This window comes from Microbulbifer elongatus (assembly GCF_021165935.1).
GTDB lineage: Bacteria > Pseudomonadota > Gammaproteobacteria > Pseudomonadales > Cellvibrionaceae > Microbulbifer > Microbulbifer elongatus.
Genome location: NZ_CP088953.1, coordinates 2852391 through 2872734, shown reverse-complemented (window position 1 = coordinate 2872734; position 20344 = coordinate 2852391). Strand labels below are relative to the sequence as shown.

The window sequence follows — 20344 nt, the reverse complement described above, 5'->3', positions numbered from 1 at the left end:
AGCGAACTCCTACTCATCATCCTGATCGTCGTATTCAAGATGTTCAGGGTAAATGAGACTGCCCTGGGAAACCAGTTGGTCGATCAGGCCATTGTCGCTGGCCAGCTCCGGATAGCAGAGGGTGTCGCCGTGACTGACGGTGCGACTGTCGCAGAAGGCTTGCGCAAACAGCAGTGGAGCAGGGAAGGGCTCTCCATCCACAAACAGAAGCGCCGGATTGCGGGAAAAGGCACTGCGAGACCCCGGGTTGAGGACAAGGCCGCCACCCTGTGACAGGTGCTCACGCCAGTCCTCCGCACTGCCGGCATCCAGCGCTACGGTTTCCGGGTATTTGGATTCCGTCATGATAGCGCCAAACCAGCGCGCGATCGTTTCCGGCTGCTCGAGCCATGTCTTCAGCTGCTTCTGGACCCGGGCGATGCTGGCCGGATCGATTTCCGCAGGGTTGGCGGGCAGCCTCAGATCGGCGTCGCTGTAGCGAACATGTTCTGGCAGCTGCGCCGCCAGCTCACCGCCGAGATCCTCCAGCAGAGTGCGCGCAGAAGGCGCACGGAAGCCTACCGAAATCGTGGTACAGCCACCTTCGGCAATGCCCCAATGACTGAATTGCGGTGGGAGATACAGCATGTCGCCAGGCTCCAGCTTCCAGCTGGCTTCGGCGGCAAAGTTCGCCAGTATATTCAGCGGCGTGCCTTCGACCCGAGGGCTGTCGGCATCGGCTTTAGGCCCCAGTTGCCAGTGGCGTACGCCCTCCGCCTGTAACAGAAAGACATCGTAAAAGTCGTAGTGGGGGCCGACACTCCCCTGGTCGGCGGCGTAACTGATCATTACGTCATCGAGCCGCCAGTCAGGAATAAAGCGAAAGCAATCTTTGATCGCTGCGACTTCAGGAATCCACTGGTCCACGGCTTGCACCAGCAGTGTCCAGTGCGATTTCGGTAGAGCGAAAAAATCTTCTTCCGTGAAGGGGCCGCAGCGCAGCTGCCATGGGCCCTCGGCGCCGCGCTCCTCGATCAGGCGCGATTCAATATGTTCCTCCAGCGCCATGCCGGCGAGTTCTTCGCCGGTAATGGGGGGTTCAAACCCGGGAAACGCGTTGCGAATCAGCAGTGGCTTTTTTTGCCAGTAGTCCCGTAAAAACGTTTCCACTGGCATATCGCCAAGGTGGGTCAGAGGTGGTACGGCGTTTTTCTGGCCCGATGCTGACATTCTGCGCTCCCGGTGAAATGCTGGAATTAGATATTTTTGGCCTGTGCCACTGCATTGCCGATATAGGACGCCGGTGTCATCTCACGGAGAGACTGCTTGGCTTCTTCGGGCATATCCAGGCCATCGATAAATACTGCCAGGGTCTCTTTGGTGATGCCCTGTCCGCGGGTGAGTGCTTTCAGTTTTTCGTAGGGCTCTTCGATGTTGTAGCGGCGCATAACGGTCTGGATCGGCTCCGCCAACACTTCCCACGCGTTGTCCAGATCTTCCTCCAGGCGTTGTCGGTTGATTTCCAGTTTGCCCAGACCCTTCATGGTGGCTGCGTAGGCAATTACGGAATACCCGGCACCCACACCCATATTCCGCAGTACGGTGGAGTCGGTGAGGTCGCGCTGCCAGCGGGAAACCGGCAGTTTTGCCGCCAGGTGCTGGAAGACGGCGTTGGCAATACCCAGATTGCCTTCGGAATTTTCGAAGTCGATGGGGTTTACCTTGTGCGGCATGGTCGAGGAGCCAACCTCGCCTGCAACTACTTTCTGTTTGAAGTAACCGAGCGAGATATAGCCCCAGATATCGCGGTCGAAGTCGATCAGAATGGTATTGAAGCGGGCGATCGCGTCGAACAGTTCGGCGATATAATCGTGGGGTTCGATCTGGGTGGTGTAGGGGTTCCAGGTCAGTCCGAGGGAGGTGACAAATTCTTCCGCGTTCTGCTGCCAGTCGACATCCGGATAGGCCGACAGGTGCGCGTTATAGTTGCCCACCGCGCCATTGATCTTGCCCAGCAGCTCGACATCGTGAATCTGCTTTACCTGGCGACGCAGACGCGCGACAACATTGGCGAGTTCTTTACCGACGGTGGTGGGGCTGGCGGTCTGGCCATGGGTGCGTGACAGCATCGGTACGTCGGCAAAGTTTTGCGCAAGTGTGGCTATTTCACTGACAATCTGGTTCATCGCAGGCAGCAGAACCTGATCGCGGCCAGCGCGCAGCATCAGCGCATGGGACAGGTTGTTGATGTCTTCAGAGGTACAGGCGAAGTGAATAAACTCGCTGACGGCATTCAGCTGTTCGTCGCCCTTTACTTTCTCTTTCAGGAAGTATTCCACCGCTTTCACGTCGTGATTGGTGGTGCGCTCGATTTCTTTGATGCGTTCGGCATCCTCCACGGAAAACTTGGCAACGATATCGTCGAGGATCTGGTTGCTGTTGCCGGCAAAGGGCTGCACTTCGGTGATTTTTTCATGGCGGGCCAGTTGTTGCAGCCAGCGCACTTCGACCTCGACGCGCGCGCGGATCAGGCCGTATTCGCTGAAAATATCACGCAGTGGGGCGGTTTTGCTTTCGTAGCGTCCATCAATGGGGGAAACCGCGGTAAGTGCGGATAGCTCGACAGTCATTGTGTCTCTCCGGTAGTGAGCTCTTGCCGGAATAGTTGTCCGGCGTAAAGGTGGTAAATCAGTGTTCCAGGGATTCGTATTTGGATATCAGTGCGTCCATTTCTGCGATCAGTTTTTTACGCTGAAACAGCAGATGCAGCCGGCGACCCCCAAGTTGACGCCACAACATGGCGGAACGTACACCGGCAAACAGCATGGTGCGGATCTGATTGGCGATACGCTGCTGCTGCAGGTAGTTAAAGTCACCGAGAACCTGAATGCGAAAACGGAAGGTGCTCAGGGTATCGCTGTAAATACTGGCCAGGTTGGCAAACACGTTTTCGTGGCCAATGCCGAAATGGTCCATCTGCAGTTGCGCCTTTTCCAGGCGACTGCCAATAATGGAAAGCAGGTCCGGCTTTTTCGCCAATTGGCGCTGCAGGTAGAGAATCGACAGCACATAGCGCAGGCAGTCGGCATATTCGGGGTGGTTGCGGGTGGCGATCAGCTGACGCGCGGCGCGCAGGCCCGGAAGCAGTTTCTCGACACCGCCAAACACGTCCTCGGTCGTCTCAGGGTTCTGCTGAAACAGACTGTAAACCGCAGTTTCCATCTGCTCCGCAGGCGCAGTGCCGGTCTTTGCGAGTCGCTCCACAAGGATCGCTGACTGAAAAACGCCGGCCAGGGCCAGTGCTTGGTCTCGCCAATTACTCAAAAGTTGCTCCCTGCGGATTGATTGACTTCTGGCGTACTCGCCACTTTCGCTTTCGGTGGGTGTTCCGGGCCTGCACTCTCTACATCGCCGATGCCGGTAGCACGGTCGATCACCGCGCCACCAAGACAGATATCGCCCTGATAGATGACCACAGACTGGCCGGGAGTGACTGCCCGCTGCGGTGTGTCGAAGGCCATGCTGATCTTGCCATCTTCACCAACGATGACCTCACAGTCCTGATCGCTCTGGCGATAGCGGGTTTTAGCCGCAGCGCGAAAGGTGCTCGCGGGTGGGGCACCGTTAATCCAGTGTGCCTGGGTTGCCTCCAGGCCCGTGGCGTAAAGTAACGGGTGGTGCTTCCCCTGAGCGACCAGCAGAACATTGCGCGAGAGGTCTTTTCCGACCACGTACCAAGGCTGGTCACCAGCGCCTTTGACGCCACCAATACCCAGCCCCTGACGCTGCCCAATCGTGTGGTACATCAACCCGGCATGCTGGCCCATGACTTCGCCGTCGGGGGTTTGCATTTCACCGGGCTGCGCAGGGAGGTACTGCTCGAGGAAGTCCTTGAAGCGGCGCTCGCCAATAAAGCAGATTCCGGTGCTGTCTTTCTTGCTGTGGGTGATAAAACCGTTTTCTTCCGCGATACGGCGGACCTCGGGTTTTTCGAGTTCACCCAGTGGAAACAGTGATTTGGCGAATTCCGCTTCGCCTACCGCGTGGAGGAAGTAGCTCTGGTCCTTGTTGGGGTCCAGTCCCTTGGCAAGATAGGTATGGCCGTCGCGATCCAGCCTGCGCGTGTAATGCCCCGTAGCGATGGCGTCGGCGCCGAGCATTTCCGCGTACTCGAGAAAAACTTTGAACTTGATTTCCCGATTGCACAGGATATCCGGATTGGGTGTGCGCCCGGCCTTATATTCGGCCAGGAAGTACTCGAACACATTGTCCCAGTATTCCGCGGCGAAGTTTGCGGTATGTAATTTGATCCCCAGGCGTGCGCAGACAGATTCCGCGTCCGCAAGATCCTGTTTGGCGGTGCAGTATTCGGTGCCATCGTCTTCGTCCCAGTTTTTCATAAAGAGACCTTCCACCTGGTAACCCTGCTGCATAAGCAGCAGGGCGGCCACGGAAGAATCGACGCCCCCGGACATACCGACGATAACGCGCTTACCCGCGGGCAATAATGTTGAAGATGCTGAAGACACAGGTGATACCGACTCTGACATGAACTACCGGGTTGTATCAGTGAGGGGGCAGGCCGGGTTTTCAACCCTGTGAAGCCCGCTAAATCCCACTGGGACGGGAAAATGGGGGCGCATTTTACCTGTGAATGAAGTCAGTGACCAATTTCGCCATGCCGCCTCACGCTTACGGCATACCCCAGGGGCCCAATCAGGTGAAGCCGAGACCACGTGGTCAGGGCAATCGGGGCCTCAGCGATCTCAAGGGAGCCTATAAGCAGCGTAGCCTCCGGTGTGGTCAGCGGCGTGGTTTGCGCGTGCGGGAATTGCGGCCAGCGCCGGGGGCGACGGCGTTGCGCGGGCGCTTTCGCCGGTTTCCCGATGGTTTTCTGGAGCGGGGCTTCCCCGGGGCCTCGGGAATTGCCGGCATTTTCACCTGTTCGCAGCGGCTCTCTCCCGGCGCCAGGCCTTCGAGTGACCAGTCGCCGATCGCCCGGCGAACCAGGCGGAGCGTAGGGAAGCCCACCGCTGCCGTCATGCGCCGAACCTGTCGGTTGCGGCCCTCGGTGATGGTCAGCTCGATCCAGGAGGTGGGAATGGATTTACGCTCCCGGATGGGTGGGTGGCGCCGCCAGATGGTGGGCGCTGGTATGCGTCGTGCCTCCGCCGGGGCGGTTTCCCCATCCTTGAGGGTGACCCCGAGTCGCAATTGAAGCAGGGCGTCGTCGGTGATCTCGCCCTCAACCTGTGCCCAGTACACTTTCGGTAACTTATTACTGGGGTGTGCAATGCGGTGCTGCAGGCGTCCGTCGGCGGTAAGTAACAGCAGGCCTTCCGAGTCAAAATCCAGACGGCCGGCCGCGTACACACCGGGCTCGGAAATAAAGTCGGCGAGCGTGGGGCGGCCCTCCGGGTCGGTAAATTGACAGAGAACCCCGTAGGGCTTGTTCAGCAGAATCAGTTTGCTCATAGCTCTCAGTGTAAGTTGGTGCCCGGGGGCCGCCGCGACGAGGCATCCTGCTATTAATGTAATGAAACTACAAAAGTGGTCGGATGTTGGTATAATCCCGCCGATTTTTAGCCAGCTCGGCGTATGCAACGGCGCAAACAATGGGCGGCAACCATGACCGGCAGCGGAATTTGGGCGCATTATGCCGAGATTTCCCCGAAAAAGCCGGACGTTTAGTCAAAGAGTTACGGGAGTCAACTTAATGGGTCATATCCAAGTGCCGGCCAACGGCGAAAAAGTCACAGTCAACGCAGATGGTTCTCTGAACGTACCGAACACCCCGATTATCCCCTTTATCGAAGGTGACGGCATCGGCGTGGATATCACCCCGGTAATGCGCAAAGTGATCGACGCCGCGGTTAGCAAGGCGTACAACGACGAAAAATCCATCGCCTGGATGGAGATTTTCTGTGGCGAAAAAGCCGCTGAAACCTACAGCGGCGACTGGTTCCCGGCAGAAACCCTCGAAGCCATCAAAGAATACGTTGTCAGCATCAAAGGCCCGCTGACCACGCCGGTTGGCGGTGGCTTCCGCTCCCTGAACGTTGCTCTGCGCCAGGAGCTGGACCTGTACGTATGTCAGCGCCCGGTGCGCTGGTTCAGTGGTGTACCTTCTCCGGTAAAAGAGCCGAACAAGGTAGATATGGTGATCTTCCGTGAGAACTCCGAAGACATCTACGCCGGTATCGAGTGGAAAGCAGGCACCGACGAAGCCAACAAGGTTGTGAAGTTCCTGCAGGAAGAAATGGGCGTTAAGAAAATCCGCTTCCCGCAGGAAGTGGGCATCGGTGTTAAGCCGGTTTCCGAAGAGGGCACCAAGCGCCTGGTACGCAAAGCCCTGCAGTACACCATCGATCAGGATCGCGACTCCCTGACGCTGGTGCACAAAGGCAACATCATGAAGTTCACCGAAGGCGCCTTCGCTGACTGGGGCTACGAACTGGCTCGTGAAGAGTTCGGCGCTCAGCCCATCGACGGCGGCCCCTGGTGCAGTTTCAAGAACCCGAACACCGGCAAGGAGATCGTGGTCAAGGACGTAATCGCCGACGCCATGCTGCAGCAGATCCTGCTGCGTCCGGCCGAGTACGACGTAATCGCCACTCTGAACCTGAATGGCGACTACCTGTCCGACGCACTGGCCGCACAAGTTGGCGGTATCGGTATCGCACCGGGTGCGAACCTGTCTGACGACGTAGCGCTGTTCGAAGCGACTCACGGTACTGCGCCTAAGTACGCCGGTCAGGATAAAGTGAACCCGGGTTCACTGATCCTTTCTGCTGAAATGATGCTGCGCCACCTGGGCTGGAACGAAGCGGCCGAGCTGGTTGTCAAGGGTATGGAAGGCGCGATCGAAGCCAAGACCGTAACTTATGACTTCGAGCGTCTGATGGACGGCGCGGAGCTGAAGTCCTGTTCCGAGTTTGGCGAGGAAGTCATCAAGCACATGGCTTGATTGGCCCGCTGACCAAAAAAAGGCCCCGCACCGAAAGGTGCGGGGCCTTTTTTATTGTATTGACGGCAATATCGGTTCGGGTTGCGGATTTTGTTTGGGACGTGTGTGCCACTGCAGGGGCGTCAAGCAGCACTGGCTCATTGTGAGCCGCAAGGAGTGGACTTGCGTCACCAGTGGGGGCAGGGCGGGTGCGGTAGCGGAAACGTTGCCGCCGCACCGCGGTCAGTCAGTCCAGGACTTCTTCGGCTTCCTGTTCCCTGACCGTTTCAGTCTGCGCGACAGGCGCTGCTGCGCTGGGTGCCGGGCGGGCCGCGTCCAACGCACTGATATTGGCTGCGTGGTAACCCTTGTCTCCCTGAATAATGTCGAACTGTACCTGCTGGCCAGCCTTCAGGGTGCGATACCCATCCATCTGGATTGCAGAGTAGTGCGCAAACAGGTCTTCTCCACCTTCGTCAGCAAGAATAAATCCATATCCTTTGGCATTATTGAACCACTTAACGGTACCGGTAGGCATGGCGAAATCCCTCTAATATTGCCGGGGCGACTGCAGGCCGCCTATACATGTTGTCATTATTGTTATCGCGCTTCATGCGCTTGATTATTCGGACAAAATCATTTGTACGATTATTTCTGTACCTTCGCTAACCACATGGCGTGGTTACTATCTCTTGTAGCCAACAGCCCCGCACTTGTCAAGTGAATGCCATCCGGTGCGATGTGCGGCATACCATTTGCGGTTACAATGCCCGCTCGCCACTTCCAATTCAGTGACTGCTTCCGAGCGGCTGGTTTCGCCTGTTTCGGGCGGCAGCGATCTCGGTGCCAGTACTGTGAACTGATTCCTGACGATTGATTGATTAGCGCTATGGGAAATTCACAAATCATTAAACTACACTCGAATCAAGGCCCTGATAACGACGACTTTGATTTCCATGAGGGGGGAGGCGGCACCGCACTTGCGGAAGCCCGGCCGCAGCTCAAGCGCCCCCCGATGTACAAGGTTGTCATGCTCAATGACGACTACACGCCAATGGAGTTTGTGGTCGAAGCGCTGGAGCTTTTTTTCTATGTGAATCGCGAGCGCGCCACACAGCTGATGTTACAGGTGCACACTAAGGGAAAAGCGATCTGCGGTGTCTATACTCGAGATATAGCGGAGACCAAGGCCGCGCAGGTAAATCAATTTGCGCGAGACAATGAACATCCATTGCTGTGTGAGATCGAAGCAGATGAAGACGACGAGCACGGCGAGGAGGGTTGAACACGCTTTCGAGGTCGCTGGCTGGTAAGCCGGTGCCGTTAAACCCGCCGGGGTAACCGGCAATACTTCAGGAATGCCGGGTGTACTCAGCGACAATCCGGATGACATTGGCCAGTAAGGTTTTTGAGGTTTAGATGCTCAGCAAGGATTTAGAGGTAACGCTCAATCTAGCGTTTAAGGGTGCACGGGCGAAACGCCACGAGTTTATGACCGTTGAGCACCTGTTGCTGGCGCTGCTGGACAACGAATCTGCGGCAGATGTTCTGCATGCCTGTGGTGCGGACCTCAGTGCGCTGCGCCGGGAGCTGCTCGAGTTTGTCGACTCAACCACGCCGCTCATTCCTGAAAATGACTCGGAGCGCGAAACTCAGCCCACTCTCGGTTTTCAGCGTGTCCTGCAGCGGGCAGTTTTCCACGTACAGTCGTCCGGCAAGAAAGAAGTTACTGGCGCGAATGTGCTGGTGGCCATCTTCTGCGAACAGGAAAGTCAGGCCGTTTACTACCTGAAGCAGCAAAGTGTTGCCCGTATCGATGTGGTGAATTACATCACCCACGGCATTTCCCGGGTGAGCTCTGGCGGCCACAACACCCACAACAACCCGGACCCATCCCCAGAGCAGGTCGATGAAGAGCTCGGGAATACGGCGGAATCCGGCGGCTCCGACCCACTGGAAAGTTACGCCACCAACCTGAATCAGGAAGCGATTCTCGGGCGTATCGACCCGCTGGTTGGCCGCGCACCGGAAGTGGAGCGCGTCACCCAGGTGCTGGCGCGGCGCCGCAAAAATAATCCGCTGCTGGTGGGTGAATCCGGAGTCGGTAAAACGGCGATTGCCGAAGGCCTGGCCAGAAGAATTGTTGACGGAGAAGTGCCCGAGCCCCTGAAAGAAAGCACCATTTACTCCCTCGACCTGGGCTCCTTGCTGGCGGGCACCAAGTATCGTGGTGATTTCGAGAAGCGCTTCAAGGCGCTGCTTGCCGAGCTCAAAAAGCGCGAGCATGCCGTACTGTTTATTGATGAGATCCATACGATTATCGGTGCCGGCGCGGCGTCTGGCGGCGTAATGGATGCCTCCAATCTACTGAAGCCGCTGCTCTCCAGCGGTCAGATGCGCTGTATCGGCTCTACAACGTTCAATGAATACCGCGGGATCTTTGAGAAAGACCGCGCGCTGTCCCGTCGCTTCCAGAAGATTGACGTCCACGAACCCTCGGTCGAGGAAACGGTGCAGATTCTGCAGGGCCTGAAATCCTGTTTTGAGGATCACCATAAGGTGCGGTTTACGGATTCCGCCCTGGAGGCTGCGGCACAGCTTGCCAACCGACACATTACCGAGCGATTCCTGCCGGACAAGGCGATCGACGTGATTGATGAAGCCGGGGCCTACCAGGCGCTGCTGCCCGCCGATCAGCGCACCGATACCATTACCGTCACGGAAATCGAAAACGTCGTGGCAAAGATGGCGCGCATCCCTGCGAAGAGTGTATCTGCGTCCGACAAGGCGGCGCTCGCCAAGCTGGATGAAAACCTGAAAATGGTAGTGTTCGGGCAGGATATGGCCATTGAGGCCCTCAGCACCTCGATCAAGCTGGCCCGGGCAGGCCTGGGTGCAGAAGAGAAACCCATCGGTTCCTTCCTGTTTGCGGGTCCCACGGGTGTCGGTAAAACCGAGCTGTGCCGTCAATTGGCGCAGGTCATGGGTATTGAGCTGATCCGTTTTGATATGTCCGAATACATGGAGCGCCACACGGTTTCGCGCCTGATCGGCGCGCCTCCGGGCTACGTCGGGTTTGACCAGGGGGGCCTGCTGACCGACGCCGTCACCAAGCACCCCCACAGTGTCGTGCTGCTGGATGAAATCGAAAAAGCGCACCCGGAAGTGTTCAATCTGCTACTGCAGGTCATGGACCACGGCACCCTGACGGACAATAACGGCCGCAAAGCCGACTTCCGCAATGTCATTCTGATTATGACCACCAATGCCGGTGCCGAAGTCATGAGCCGCCGCTCGATCGGCTTCGCCAACCAGGATCACAGCAGTGACGGCATGGAGGAAATCAAGAAAATGTTTACTCCCGAGTTCCGCAACCGCCTCGATAGCATCATCCAGTTCGGTGCGCTTGATATCAGTGTGGTGAAAACGGTGGTGGATAAGTTCGTGGTCGAACTGCAGGCGCAACTCGATGAGTCCCGCGTAACCCTCGAGGTGGACGACGAGGCGCGCGAATGGCTGGCGGTGAATGGTTACGATGAGAAGATGGGCGCGCGGCCGATGGCGCGGCTGATTCGTGAGAAGTTGCGCAAACCATTGGCTGAAGCCGTTCTGTTCGGCGACCTGTCAGAGGAGGGCGGTAAGGTCGAGGTCACTGTTGAGGATGACCAGTTGAAGATCAGGACGGCGGAACCGGCCCTGCACTAGCCGGCCCCTACCCAGAAACGCAAAAAGCCACCTCTTGAGGTGGCTTTTTTATTGCAGCTGCAACCTGGAAAATTGCAGCGTGACAATCAGCGGGCGCGGTAAGTGATGCGGCCCTTGCTCAGGTCGTACGGAGTCAGCTCCACTTTGACCTTGTCACCCGTCAGAATGCGGATGTAATTTTTGCGCATTTTTCCAGAAATATGCGCGATCACCACGTGTCCGTTCTCCAGTTTTACCCGGAAAGTGGTGTTGGGCAGGGTGTCGATCACCTCGCCTTCCATTTCAATGTAATCGTCTTTTGCCATGCGGCAGCAACCTTTGATTGATGTGTACTAGCTATTCCGCCAAGCCGGCGGTGCGACGGGCGTGCATTTTGCACGAAAAGCGCCCGCAGGCCAAGTGAAACCGGGAATTGCTGAGGAAAAGCGGGGTAGGGGGTCAGCCGGAGCGATCTGACCTAAGCGTCCAGCGATTGTCCACCAGGTATTCGAGCGGCTGAAACTGATTTTTATAGGCCATTTTCTCGCACTGACGTATCCAGTAACCGAGATAGAGGCTCGGTAACCCCAGGCGGCGGGTCCATTCGATCTGATACAGGATCGCGTAAGTGCCAAGGCTGCGCTTGACCTCGTCCGGGTCAAAATAGGTATAGATCGCAGAGACACCACCATTCAGTACGTCGGTGACCGCGACGCCCACCAGGCGATCGCGAGCGCGGAACTCCAGATAACGCGTGCTGCCCCAGGCGTTGTTCAGAAAGCTGCGAAACTGTTCGCGACTGGGCGGGTACATCTCCCCATCCCGGTGGCGCTGTTCGATATAGCGGGCGTAGAGAGCATAGTGCTCATCGGTGTCGATATCGTGCTGATGGAAGACGTCCAGGTCGCGGTTACGGCGCCAGCAACGACGCTGGTTGCGGTTGGGCACAAACAGTTCCACCGGAATGCGCGCGGGCACACAGGCCTGACAACTGGTGCACTGCGGGCGGTAAAGGTAATTGCCGCTGCGGCGAAAGCCCAGCTCCGAAAGGCGACTGTAAAGTCGTTGATCCACAGGGGTTTGCGGATCGACAAACACGGTGGTGGCTTCCTGATCTTTCAGGTAGCCGCAGGGGTGTGGCATGGTCGCGAGCAGGCGCACGGAGTCCAGCTGAGAATACTGGCTCACTGAACGGCCACCTGCTTGCCGTATGTACTGCGGAATTGTCTCACGCCGTCCCCTTTGCCTGACCACTGTTACCAGACCCGAGGGTAATTTGTAGTCAGCAAAAACTCAAACATTCTGCAAAGGGGTGAGACTGTTCAGTCGCCGTCGAACAGGTCCGGTGCCGGTACATTTGGCCATTGAGTGGGAAATGGAGTGTCGGCAACCCCCAGCGCCAGGTGTCGCTCAAACTCCTCGCGGGGCATTTCTTCCGCGCCCAGGCTCATGAGGTGTGGGTTGCTCACCTGGCAGTCAATCAGCTTGCAGCCCCAGGTCGCCAGTTGTCGCACCAAATACGCAAACGCCACCTTGGATGCGTCGGTGGCCCGGTGAAACATGGACTCGCCAAAAAACACCCGCCCGATACTGAGCCCGTATAGTCCCCCAACCAGCTGGCCATCCAGCCAGGCTTCCACGGAATGCGCATGACCCCGGGCGTGCATTTCGAGATACGCCCAGTACATGTCGCCGGTAATCCAGGTGCCGGAGTCATCGCGTCTTGGGCCGGCGCATCCGCGCATGACATCCGCGAAAGCCTGATCAAACGTGATGGTGAAGCGCCGCTGGCGAATGACCTTGCGCAGGCTGCGGCTGAATTTCAGTGCTTGGGGGCGGACTACGCAGCGGGGGGAGGGTGACCACCACAGAATCGGCTGATCATCGGAAAACCAGGGGAAGATACCTTTGCGATAGGCGGCCAGCAGCCACTCCGGCGTCAGGTCGCCGCCCACTGCCAGCAGGCCATTGGGGTCAGACAAAGCCGTTTGTGTACTGGGAAACTCCACCCGTGCCGGGTCCAGTAATGAAAGGATGTCATCCATGCCGTTCGCTCATACACCGGATGCGGGCCTGAAGAAACAAAAAGGCGGCTCGAAAGCCGCCTTCGTTATACCACCGGAAACGCGCTTTCAGGAAGCGCGTCCGTGGCTGATCGCCGGGAGAGATCACTGCGCGTCGAGGTACCGCTCCGCGTCCAGTGCAGCCATGCAGCCGGTGCCGGCGGACGTGACCGCCTGGCGGTAGATGTGATCAGAAACATCGCCCGCAGCAAATACGCCAGGTACAGAGGTCTGAGTGGCGTTTCCGTTGAGTCCACTTTCAACCACGATGTAGCCACCATTCATTTCCAGCTGGCCCTCAAAAATATCCGTGTTCGGCTTGTGGCCAATGGCGATGAACACACCGGAAACATCCAGCTCCTTGGTGGTGCCGTCCTGCACATTTTTCAGGCGAACACCGGTAACACCGTTGTCGTCGCCGAGCACCTCGTCCAGAGTGTGGTGCCAGCAGAGGTTGATATTGCCGTTTTCGGCTTTTTCCATGAGGCGATCCTGCAGGATCTTCTCGGAGCGCAGCTCGTCGCGACGGTGGACCAGGGTGACTTCCGCGGCAATATTCGACAGATACAGAGCTTCTTCCACCGCAGTATTACCACCGCCGACCACGATTACTTTCTGATCGCGATAGAAGAAACCGTCACAGGTGGCACAGGCGCTTACGCCGCGGCCCTGGAAGGCTTCTTCCGAGGGGAGGCCGAGATACTGGGCAGAGGCACCGGTTGAAATGATCAGTGCGTCGCAGGTGTAGGTCTCGTTGCCTTTGAGGGTAAACGGGCGCTGTTTCAGGTCTACTTCGTGGATGTGGTCGAAAATAATGTTGGTGTCGAAACGCTCAGCGTGCTGCTGCATCTGCACCATCAGGTCAGGGCCTTGCAGATCGTGCACGCCACCGGGCCAGTTCTCGACTTCTGTCGTGGTGGTCAGCTGACCACCTTGCTGCATACCGGTGATCACCACCGGATTCAGATTGGCGCGAGCAGCGTAGATGGCTGCGGTGTACCCAGCCGGGCCGGAACCGAGAATGATCAGGCGGTGATGGTTGCTCATAAAAGAACTCACTGTACTTCAGTTTTCGGATTTGGAAATCGCAATGCTGCGCTACTCTGCGCAGCCTTTCCCCTTGTGGCCGCCGCCTGAAACCAACTGGTCCGGTGTCGGTAAAGGGTCGCGGGCAGGCAGGACGTGCCGACCCAAGTTCGCGGGCAATGATAGGGGATGGGACTATGGTGACCAATAGTTTGACCTAATTTATATCATTGCACTTCTTTATTGCGTGACCGTATCGCCAACAGTGCAGCGCCGCATACCGTCTCCCTCAATCACATTAAGAGTACTGGAGGTTTGTCACATAAGTTATTGTTTTTTCACTTAAAATATTAACTTAAAGTAATTTGTGAAGTTGTGTCCCGGTAGCATTTGCGGCACGCCTGTAGTACACAGAGCCCCAGACAACCTGAAGACCTGCATGCAGCGCGCTCTTCATGATGAATGAAATAACCGAGGTGGCCATTGAAGGCTGAGAGTGAAACTGAATCCGGGGCCGCGATTCCGGAATCCCTGATTGCGCGTATCGTGCGCGAGGGTGCCTTGATTGCCTTACTGGCTGGTGCTCTGCTGGTTGGTATAAGCCTGCTGAGTTACAGCCCCGAGGATCCGGGGTGGTCCCATACCGGTAGCGGTGTGGAGGTTGAGAATGCCATTGGCCCCACCGGTGCCTGGCTGGCCGATGTGTGCCTGTCTTTGCTGGGCTGGATGGCCTACCTGTTTCCCGTGCTGATTGGCTGGCGCGCGTATCGGATACTGCGCGATAAGAATGCGCGTTTTCACGGCCCATTGTTTGCGCTGCGCGTTGCGGGCCTGTTGCTCTTGCTGGTAGCCGGTGCCGGTATCGCCACACTGTGTTTCAGTGAGTCCGCACAGCCCCTGCCGTTTTCCAATGGCGGCATCATCGGTGCCGCGGTTTCCTCGTTTCTGGAGCGGGGACTCGGCTATGTGGGCGGCACCATCTTGCTGCTGGCCACGTTTGCCATTGGGGTCACGGTATTCACCGGCATGTCCTGGCTGCAGCTTTTTGAGGATATTGGCCGCAGCGTGCTGTTTGTATTCAACTGGATTGGCAGTCGATTGGCGCGCGCGAAGAAGGCGCGGGAAGAACAGCGTGTCGCCCGCGAAGCGATCGTGGTCCGCAAGGCCGCCGTCGAAGAAGAAAAACAGCGCACCGCCAAGCGCCAGCCACCTCAGATAGCGCCTACCGCACCGCCGCCCAAACAGAGTCCGCGGGCCGCGAAAGAAAAGCAGGGCGAGCTGTTCAAGGGGCCGGTGACCGGCACGCTCCCCGCACTCTCATTGCTCGACGCCGCGGACACTAACAAAAAAGCCGGCTTCAGCCGCGAAGCGCTGGAAGCACTTTCCCGCCTGCTTGAATTGAAGCTGAAAGACTTTGGTGTGGTCGCTGAGGTGGTGTCGGTTCTCCCGGGGCCTGTGGTGACCCGGTTCGAGATTCAGCCCGCGCCCGGGGTCAAGGTCAGCCGCATCACCAACCTGGCCAAAGACCTGGCGCGTTCCCTGGCAGTAATCAGTGTACGGGTCGTCGAGGTAATTCCGGGAAAATCGGTGGTGGGGATCGAGATTCCCAACGAAAACCGCCAGATGGTGCGCCTCACCGAGGTTATCGGTGCGGAAGTCTATGAGAAATCCAGTTCTGCCCTGACCCTGGCCCTCGGGCACGATATCTCCGGGCAACCGGTTGTCGCCGACCTGGCCAAGATGCCGCACCTGCTGGTTGCCGGTACTACCGGTTCCGGTAAGTCCGTTGGTATCAACGTGATGCTGTTGAGTCTGCTCTACAAATCCACCCCGGACGAAGTGCGCCTGATCCTGGTGGACCCCAAGATGCTCGAGCTCTCGGTCTACGAGGGCATCCCGCACCTGCTCACGCCCGTGATCACCGATATGAACGACGCCGCCAACGGCCTGCGCTGGTGTGTGGGTGAGATGGAGCGTCGCTATAAACTGATGGCCGCAATGGGGGTCCGCAACCTGGCGGGCTTCAACCGCAAGGTAAAGGAGGCCATCGCCAGCGGCGAACCGCTGGAAGACCCCATATGGCAGCCGGATCCTATGTCTAGCGTGCCGGAGGCAGAGCAGACTCGGCCGCATCTGAAGCCACTGCCGGCAATTGTGGTAGTGATCGATGAATTTGCCGACATGATGATGATCGTTGGCAAGAAGGTGGAGCAGTTGATTGCCCGTATTGCACAGAAGGCGCGGGCGGCCGGTATTCATCTGCTGCTGGCTACCCAGCGCCCGTCGGTAGATGTGATCACCGGCCTGATCAAGGCCAACGTACCCACCCGCATGGCCTTCCAGGTGTCATCCAAGGTCGACTCGCGCACCATTTTGGATCAGGGTGGTGCGGAGCAGCTGCTCGGCCACGGCGATATGCTCTATCTGCCGCCGGGTACAGCGGTACCCATAAGGGTGCACGGGGCCTTTGTGGATGACCATGAGGTGCACCAGGTTGTGGCAGACTGGTGTCGCCGTGGGGAGCCGGAATATATCGACGGCATTGTTGACGACGCCAACAACAGTATTCCAGTACCCGGCATGGCCACCGAGGGTGGCGAGGACGACCCGGAAACGGACGCACTCTACGACGAGGCCGTGGCGTTTGTGACCAAATCTCGTAAGGCGTCCATATCCTCGGTTCAGCGCCAGTTGCGCATCGGCTACAATCGCGCCGCCCGCATGATCGAGGCGATGGAAGCGGCTGGGGTGGTTTCGCCCCAGCAGGCCAACGGCAACCGCGAGGTGCTGGGGCCACCGCCGGCCTGACGCTCGCGCGCGGGACCGGCACTACCGGTACCTCCGCGGGGGATTTTTGCCGGTTCAGGTCGGGTTCACTTGTGTCCGACTAGGCTTTAGGGACAGATCAGCAAACTGGAAGGCATCCAATGAAACGCACACTGAGCATTTTTCTGATCGCGCTGGGCTTCACTTTCGGCACCGCACATGCGCGTGCCGACGCCAGTGAGGAACTGAGCCGGCTGCTGCAACCCCTGGGGGCGCTATCCGGTAATTTCCGTCAGACCCTGAAAGACCAGAAAGGTAAAACCCTGCAAAAGAGCAGCGGCAACTTTTCCGTTCAGCGCCCGGGGCGCCTGCGCTGGAAAACGGGCGAGCCGTATTCTCAGCTGCTGGTCACCAACAACAAGCAGCTGTGGCTGTATGATCCGGACCTGGAGCAGGTGACCATCCGCCCGGTCGACAACCGCATGAAAGAGACTCCCGCGTTGCTGTTGGGGGGTAAAGTTGAAGACATTCGCGGTTCGTTTACGGTGGAGAGCAAGAAGGGGGCCTATTACCTGACACCGAAGCGTGCTTCTGCGCCCTTCAAATCCATGGTCATTCGCTTTGACAACAAGGGGCTACCTTCCGCCATGACCGTACGGGATGGTATGGGGCAGACTACGGACATTCGCTTTAACGGCATGCGTGCGAATCCGAACCTGTCATCCCATATGTTCAACTTCAAGCCGCCCAAAGGGACCGACATAATCCGCGATGAATGATCTATTCCGGTCTCCGCGCCGGCATCAGCCCCTGGCCGCACGCATGCGGCCCGACACTCTGGCCCACTATGTGGGCCAGACGCATTTATTGGGTCCCGGTAAACCGCTGCGCGAGGCGGTGGAGCGGGGTCAATTGCACTCCATGGTGCTTTGGGGACCGCCCGGTGTCGGCAAAACCACCTTTGCCCGATTGCTGGCACAGGAGTGCGACGCGCGCTTTGCCACGCTGTCTGCGGTACTGGCCGGGGTCAAGGAAATCCGCCAGGCCGTTGCCGAAGCGGAACAGCACGCCGCCCAGAGCGGTCGCGGCACCATCCTGTTTGTGGACGAGGTACACCGCTTCAACAAGTCCCAACAGGACGCCTTTCTGCCATACGTGGAGGAGGGCACGGTCACCTTTGTCGGCGCCACCACCGAGAACCCGGCCTTCGAGCTGAACAACGCACTGCTTTCCCGTTGCCGGGTGTATCTGCTGCGCAGCCTGAGTGAAGAGGAACTGTCGGGGATGCTGCGCCGGGCACTGACGGAAGACAGGGAGCTGCGCGAGCGCAGTATCGTGATTTCCGATGAAGTGCTGAACAAAATTACCCTGAGCGCCGATGGGGACGCCCGCAGCGCGCTCAATCTTCTGGAGGTTGCCTGCGATCTGTCCCGGGAGGAGGGGGGCAAGCAGATAATCGATGAAGAAGTGCTGGCAGAGGTGCTGACAGCGGACGTACGCCGCTTCGACAAAGGCGGTGACTTTTTCTACGACCAGATCTCCGCTCTACACAAATCGGTGCGCGGTTCGGACCCGGATGCGGCACTGTACTGGTTTGCCCGCATGGTCGATGGGGGTTGTGACCCACTGTATATCGCGCGCCGTGTGGTCCGGATGGCGAGCGAGGATATCGGAAATGCCGATCCTCGCGCCCTGGAAATTGCGCTCAATGCGTGGGATGTTCAGGAGCGCCTCGGCAGCCCGGAGGGCGAGCTGGCCATCGCGCAGGCCGTTACGTACCTCGCGGTCGCAGCGAAAAGCAATGCGGTGTATAGCGCGTACAAGCGCGTGCTGGCGGACATTCGCCGCGAACCCAGCTACGAGGTACCGGTACACCTGCGCAATGCACCCACCAAGCTCGCCAAGGAAATGGCGCACGGCGCAGACTACCGCTACGCCCACGATGAACCGGACGGGTTCGCGGCGGGAGAAAACTACTTTCCCGAGGCCATCGCCAGCCGGCGCTACTACGAGCCCGTGCCCCGGGGGCTGGAGCTCAAAATCGACGAAAAACTGCAAAAGCTCCGTGCGCTCAACCGCGCCAGTGCACGGCAACGATACCCGGCACCGGAAAAGCGCTAAAATCCGCCCTTGTCACGCGGAGCGTCACTCGAGTCCCGACGCCTCCTTTGGACAGACCGCAATAACAACAAAAGGACCTGACTCATGCAGTGGATAGCAATTGCCCTGGGCGGTGCAGTCGGCGCGCTTTTGCGCCACCTGATCAGCCTGTGGAGCTACCCGGTGTTTGAGCACCGCTTCCCGCTGGGTACTCTGATTGTCAATGTAATCGGGTCACTTCTCATCGGTATTGCCTATGTGTTGATTGTGGAACGCGGCGTGCTCGGGCATGAGTGGCGCCTGCTGATCATGACCGGCCTGTTCGGGGCTCTCACCACCTTTTCGACCTTCTCGCTGGAAACTGTGCTGTTGTGGCACAATGGCCAGCCTTTAACAGCGCTGGCCTATGTAGCGGTCAGCCTCCTGGTCTGTGTGGCGGCAACCGCAACCGCCGTCACGCTGGGAATGAAATATCTGTAACGCGGTAATCAATTAATCATGCTCGACCCAAAACTGATTCGTACCCAACTCGACGATGTCGCTGCCGCCCTGGCCAAACGCGGTGTGCAGCTGGACACAGCAAAGCTGGAACAACTGGAAGAACAACGCAAGGAACTGCAGGTGCGCACCGAGGCACTGCAGAACGAGCGCAACACCAAGTCGAAGAATATTGGCCGCGCCAAAGCCGCTGGTGAAGATATTGCGCCGCTGTTGAAGGAAGTTGAATCCCTGGGTGGGCAGCTAACCGAGGCCAAGCAGGCGCTCGGCGAACTGCAACAGCAGCTGGACGATATCCTGCTGGCAATTCCCAACCTGCCGCACGAATCCGTCCCTGAAGGCGAAAGTGAAGACGATAACGTCGAGGTGGCCAAATGGGGCGAGCCCCGCAGCTTTGACTTCGAAGTGCGCGACCACGTGGATCTGGGCAGCAATCTGGGTGGGCTCGATTTTGAAGTGGCCAGCAAGATCACCGGTTCCCGCTTTGCGGTCATGACTGGGGAAGTGGCAAAGCTGCACCGCGCGTTGGCACAGTTCATGCTAGATCTTCACGTAGAAGAGCACGGCTATACAGAAGCCAATGTGCCGGTAATAGTAAATAGCGATTCCCTGTACGGAACTTCCCAGCTGCCCAAGTTTGCGGAAGATCTGTTCAAACTGGAGGACGAGCGTAGTTTCTACCTCATTCCTACCGCAGAAGTACCGCTGACCAATTTGTACCGCGACGAGATCGTCGATGCCGATCAGTTGCCCCACAAATACGTCAGCCATACCAACTGCTTTCGCTCCGAAGCCGGCTCCCACGGGCGCGACACCCGCGGCATGATCAGGCAGCATCAGTTCGAAAAAGTGGAACTGGTTTGCTTCTCCCGCCCTGATCAGTCCATGGACGCGCTCGAACAGCTCACCAGTCATGCAGAAAATGTTCTGCAAAAACTGAACCTGCCATACCGCAAAGTGGTGCTGTGTGGTGGCGATATGGGATTTGGTGCAACCAAAACCTATGACCTGGAAGTGTGGATTCCGTCTCAGGACAAGTACCGTGAGATCTCCTCCTGCTCCCTGATGGGAGACTTCCAGGCCCGGCGTATGAAAGCCCGCTGGCGCAACCCGGAAACGGGCAAGCCAGAACTGCTGCACACCCTGAATGGATCCGGGCTGGCAGTGGGCCGTACGCTGATCGCGGTACTGGAAAACTACCAACTGGCCGATGGTAGTATCGAGGTGCCGGAAGTACTGCGCCCCTATTTGAAAGGCGCGACAAAGATCGGCTAGCAGTATG

General features: G+C 58.1%; 18 protein-coding genes. 8 read left to right on the top strand and 10 right to left on the bottom strand.

Annotation, left to right across the window (positions count from 1 at the left end):
* Positions 1–9: 9 nt before the first annotated feature.
* The 5 genes from LRR79_RS11785 to LRR79_RS11765 all read right to left on the bottom strand — a co-directional run bounded on the left by LRR79_RS11785 (position 10) and on the right by LRR79_RS11765 (position 5454).
* Complete coding sequence (locus LRR79_RS11785; RefSeq protein WP_231757401.1) at positions 10–1209, bottom strand: cupin domain-containing protein; 1200 nt, start codon at positions 1207–1209, stop codon at positions 10–12.
* Positions 1210–1235: 26 nt separating this feature from the next.
* Positions 1236–2609 carry an adenylosuccinate lyase gene (gene purB, locus LRR79_RS11780; protein ID WP_231757400.1) on the bottom strand — a complete coding sequence of 458 codons (1374 nt, stop codon included), beginning with the start codon at positions 2607–2609 and terminating at the stop codon, positions 1236–1238.
* A gap of 58 nt (positions 2610–2667) precedes the next feature.
* On the bottom strand, positions 2668–3303 hold the full coding sequence (gene hflD / locus LRR79_RS11775; protein WP_231757399.1) for a high frequency lysogenization protein HflD: 636 nt from the start codon (positions 3301–3303) through the stop codon (positions 2668–2670).
* Entirely contained in the window at positions 3300–4454 is a 1155-nt protein-coding gene (gene mnmA, locus LRR79_RS11770; protein WP_407665247.1) for a tRNA 2-thiouridine(34) synthase MnmA, read from the bottom strand. Before mnmA ends, hflD begins: the two co-directional genes overlap by 4 nt.
* Before the next feature lie 328 nt (positions 4455–4782).
* Positions 4783–5454, bottom strand: coding sequence for a pseudouridine synthase (locus LRR79_RS11765; protein WP_231757397.1), 672 nt, complete (start codon positions 5452–5454; stop codon positions 4783–4785).
* Positions 5455–5695: 241 nt separating this feature from the next.
* Here LRR79_RS11765 and icd point away from each other — a divergent pair, with 241 nt between their 5' ends.
* Positions 5696–6946, top strand: coding sequence for an NADP-dependent isocitrate dehydrogenase (icd, locus tag LRR79_RS11760; protein ID WP_231757396.1), 1251 nt, complete (start codon positions 5696–5698; stop codon positions 6944–6946).
* Positions 6947–7172: 226 nt separating this feature from the next.
* Here icd and cspD read toward each other — a convergent pair whose 3' ends face one another.
* Positions 7173–7463 (bottom strand): cold shock domain-containing protein CspD, encoded by a 291-nt coding sequence (cspD, locus tag LRR79_RS11755; protein WP_269455080.1) that lies wholly within the window; start codon positions 7461–7463, stop codon positions 7173–7175.
* A gap of 351 nt (positions 7464–7814) precedes the next feature.
* Here cspD and clpS point away from each other — a divergent pair, with 351 nt between their 5' ends.
* On the top strand, positions 7815–8210 hold the full coding sequence (gene clpS, locus LRR79_RS11750) for an ATP-dependent Clp protease adapter ClpS (RefSeq protein ID WP_231757395.1): 396 nt from the start codon (positions 7815–7817) through the stop codon (positions 8208–8210).
* A 134-nt stretch (positions 8211–8344) separates the two neighbouring features.
* Positions 8345–10630 (top strand): ATP-dependent Clp protease ATP-binding subunit ClpA, encoded by a 2286-nt coding sequence (gene clpA / locus LRR79_RS11745; protein ID WP_231757394.1) that lies wholly within the window; start codon positions 8345–8347, stop codon positions 10628–10630.
* An 86-nt stretch (positions 10631–10716) separates the two neighbouring features.
* On the opposite strand, the gene infA is transcribed toward clpA, so the two are convergent.
* From infA to trxB, 4 genes are all read right to left on the bottom strand, one after another.
* Positions 10717–10935 carry a translation initiation factor IF-1 gene (infA, locus tag LRR79_RS11740; protein ID WP_010130378.1) on the bottom strand — a complete coding sequence of 73 codons (219 nt, stop codon included), beginning with the start codon at positions 10933–10935 and terminating at the stop codon, positions 10717–10719.
* A gap of 133 nt (positions 10936–11068) precedes the next feature.
* Positions 11069–11797 (bottom strand): arginyltransferase, encoded by a 729-nt coding sequence (locus tag LRR79_RS11735; protein ID WP_231757393.1) that lies wholly within the window; start codon positions 11795–11797, stop codon positions 11069–11071.
* 134 nt (positions 11798–11931) lie between these two features.
* Entirely contained in the window at positions 11932–12654 is a 723-nt protein-coding gene (gene aat, locus LRR79_RS11730; protein ID WP_231757392.1) for a leucyl/phenylalanyl-tRNA--protein transferase, read from the bottom strand.
* A 123-nt stretch (positions 12655–12777) separates the two neighbouring features.
* Complete coding sequence (gene trxB, locus LRR79_RS11725; RefSeq protein WP_231757391.1) at positions 12778–13719, bottom strand: thioredoxin-disulfide reductase; 942 nt, start codon at positions 13717–13719, stop codon at positions 12778–12780.
* Between the two features lie 462 nt (positions 13720–14181).
* Between trxB and LRR79_RS11720 the strand changes: the two genes are divergently transcribed.
* From LRR79_RS11720 to serS, 5 genes are all read left to right on the top strand, one after another.
* A complete protein-coding gene (locus LRR79_RS11720; RefSeq protein ID WP_231757390.1) occupies positions 14182–16506 on the top strand; it encodes a DNA translocase FtsK in 2325 nt (774 codons plus the stop codon).
* A gap of 119 nt (positions 16507–16625) precedes the next feature.
* Complete coding sequence (gene lolA / locus LRR79_RS11715) at positions 16626–17243, top strand: outer membrane lipoprotein chaperone LolA (RefSeq protein ID WP_231757389.1); 618 nt, start codon at positions 16626–16628, stop codon at positions 17241–17243.
* Positions 17236–18585 (top strand): replication-associated recombination protein A, encoded by a 1350-nt coding sequence (locus LRR79_RS11710; protein ID WP_231757388.1) that lies wholly within the window; start codon positions 17236–17238, stop codon positions 18583–18585. Before lolA ends, LRR79_RS11710 begins: the two co-directional genes overlap by 8 nt.
* Before the next feature lie 84 nt (positions 18586–18669).
* The gene (crcB, locus tag LRR79_RS11705) at positions 18670–19044 is read left to right on the top strand and encodes a fluoride efflux transporter CrcB (RefSeq protein ID WP_231757387.1); all 375 of its coding nucleotides are present in this window, start codon (positions 18670–18672) and stop codon (positions 19042–19044) included.
* Between the two features lie 18 nt (positions 19045–19062).
* Positions 19063–20337, top strand: a complete 1275-nt coding sequence (gene serS, locus LRR79_RS11700; protein ID WP_231757386.1) for a serine--tRNA ligase — start codon at positions 19063–19065, stop codon at positions 20335–20337.
* Positions 20338–20344: the final 7 nt, after the last annotated feature.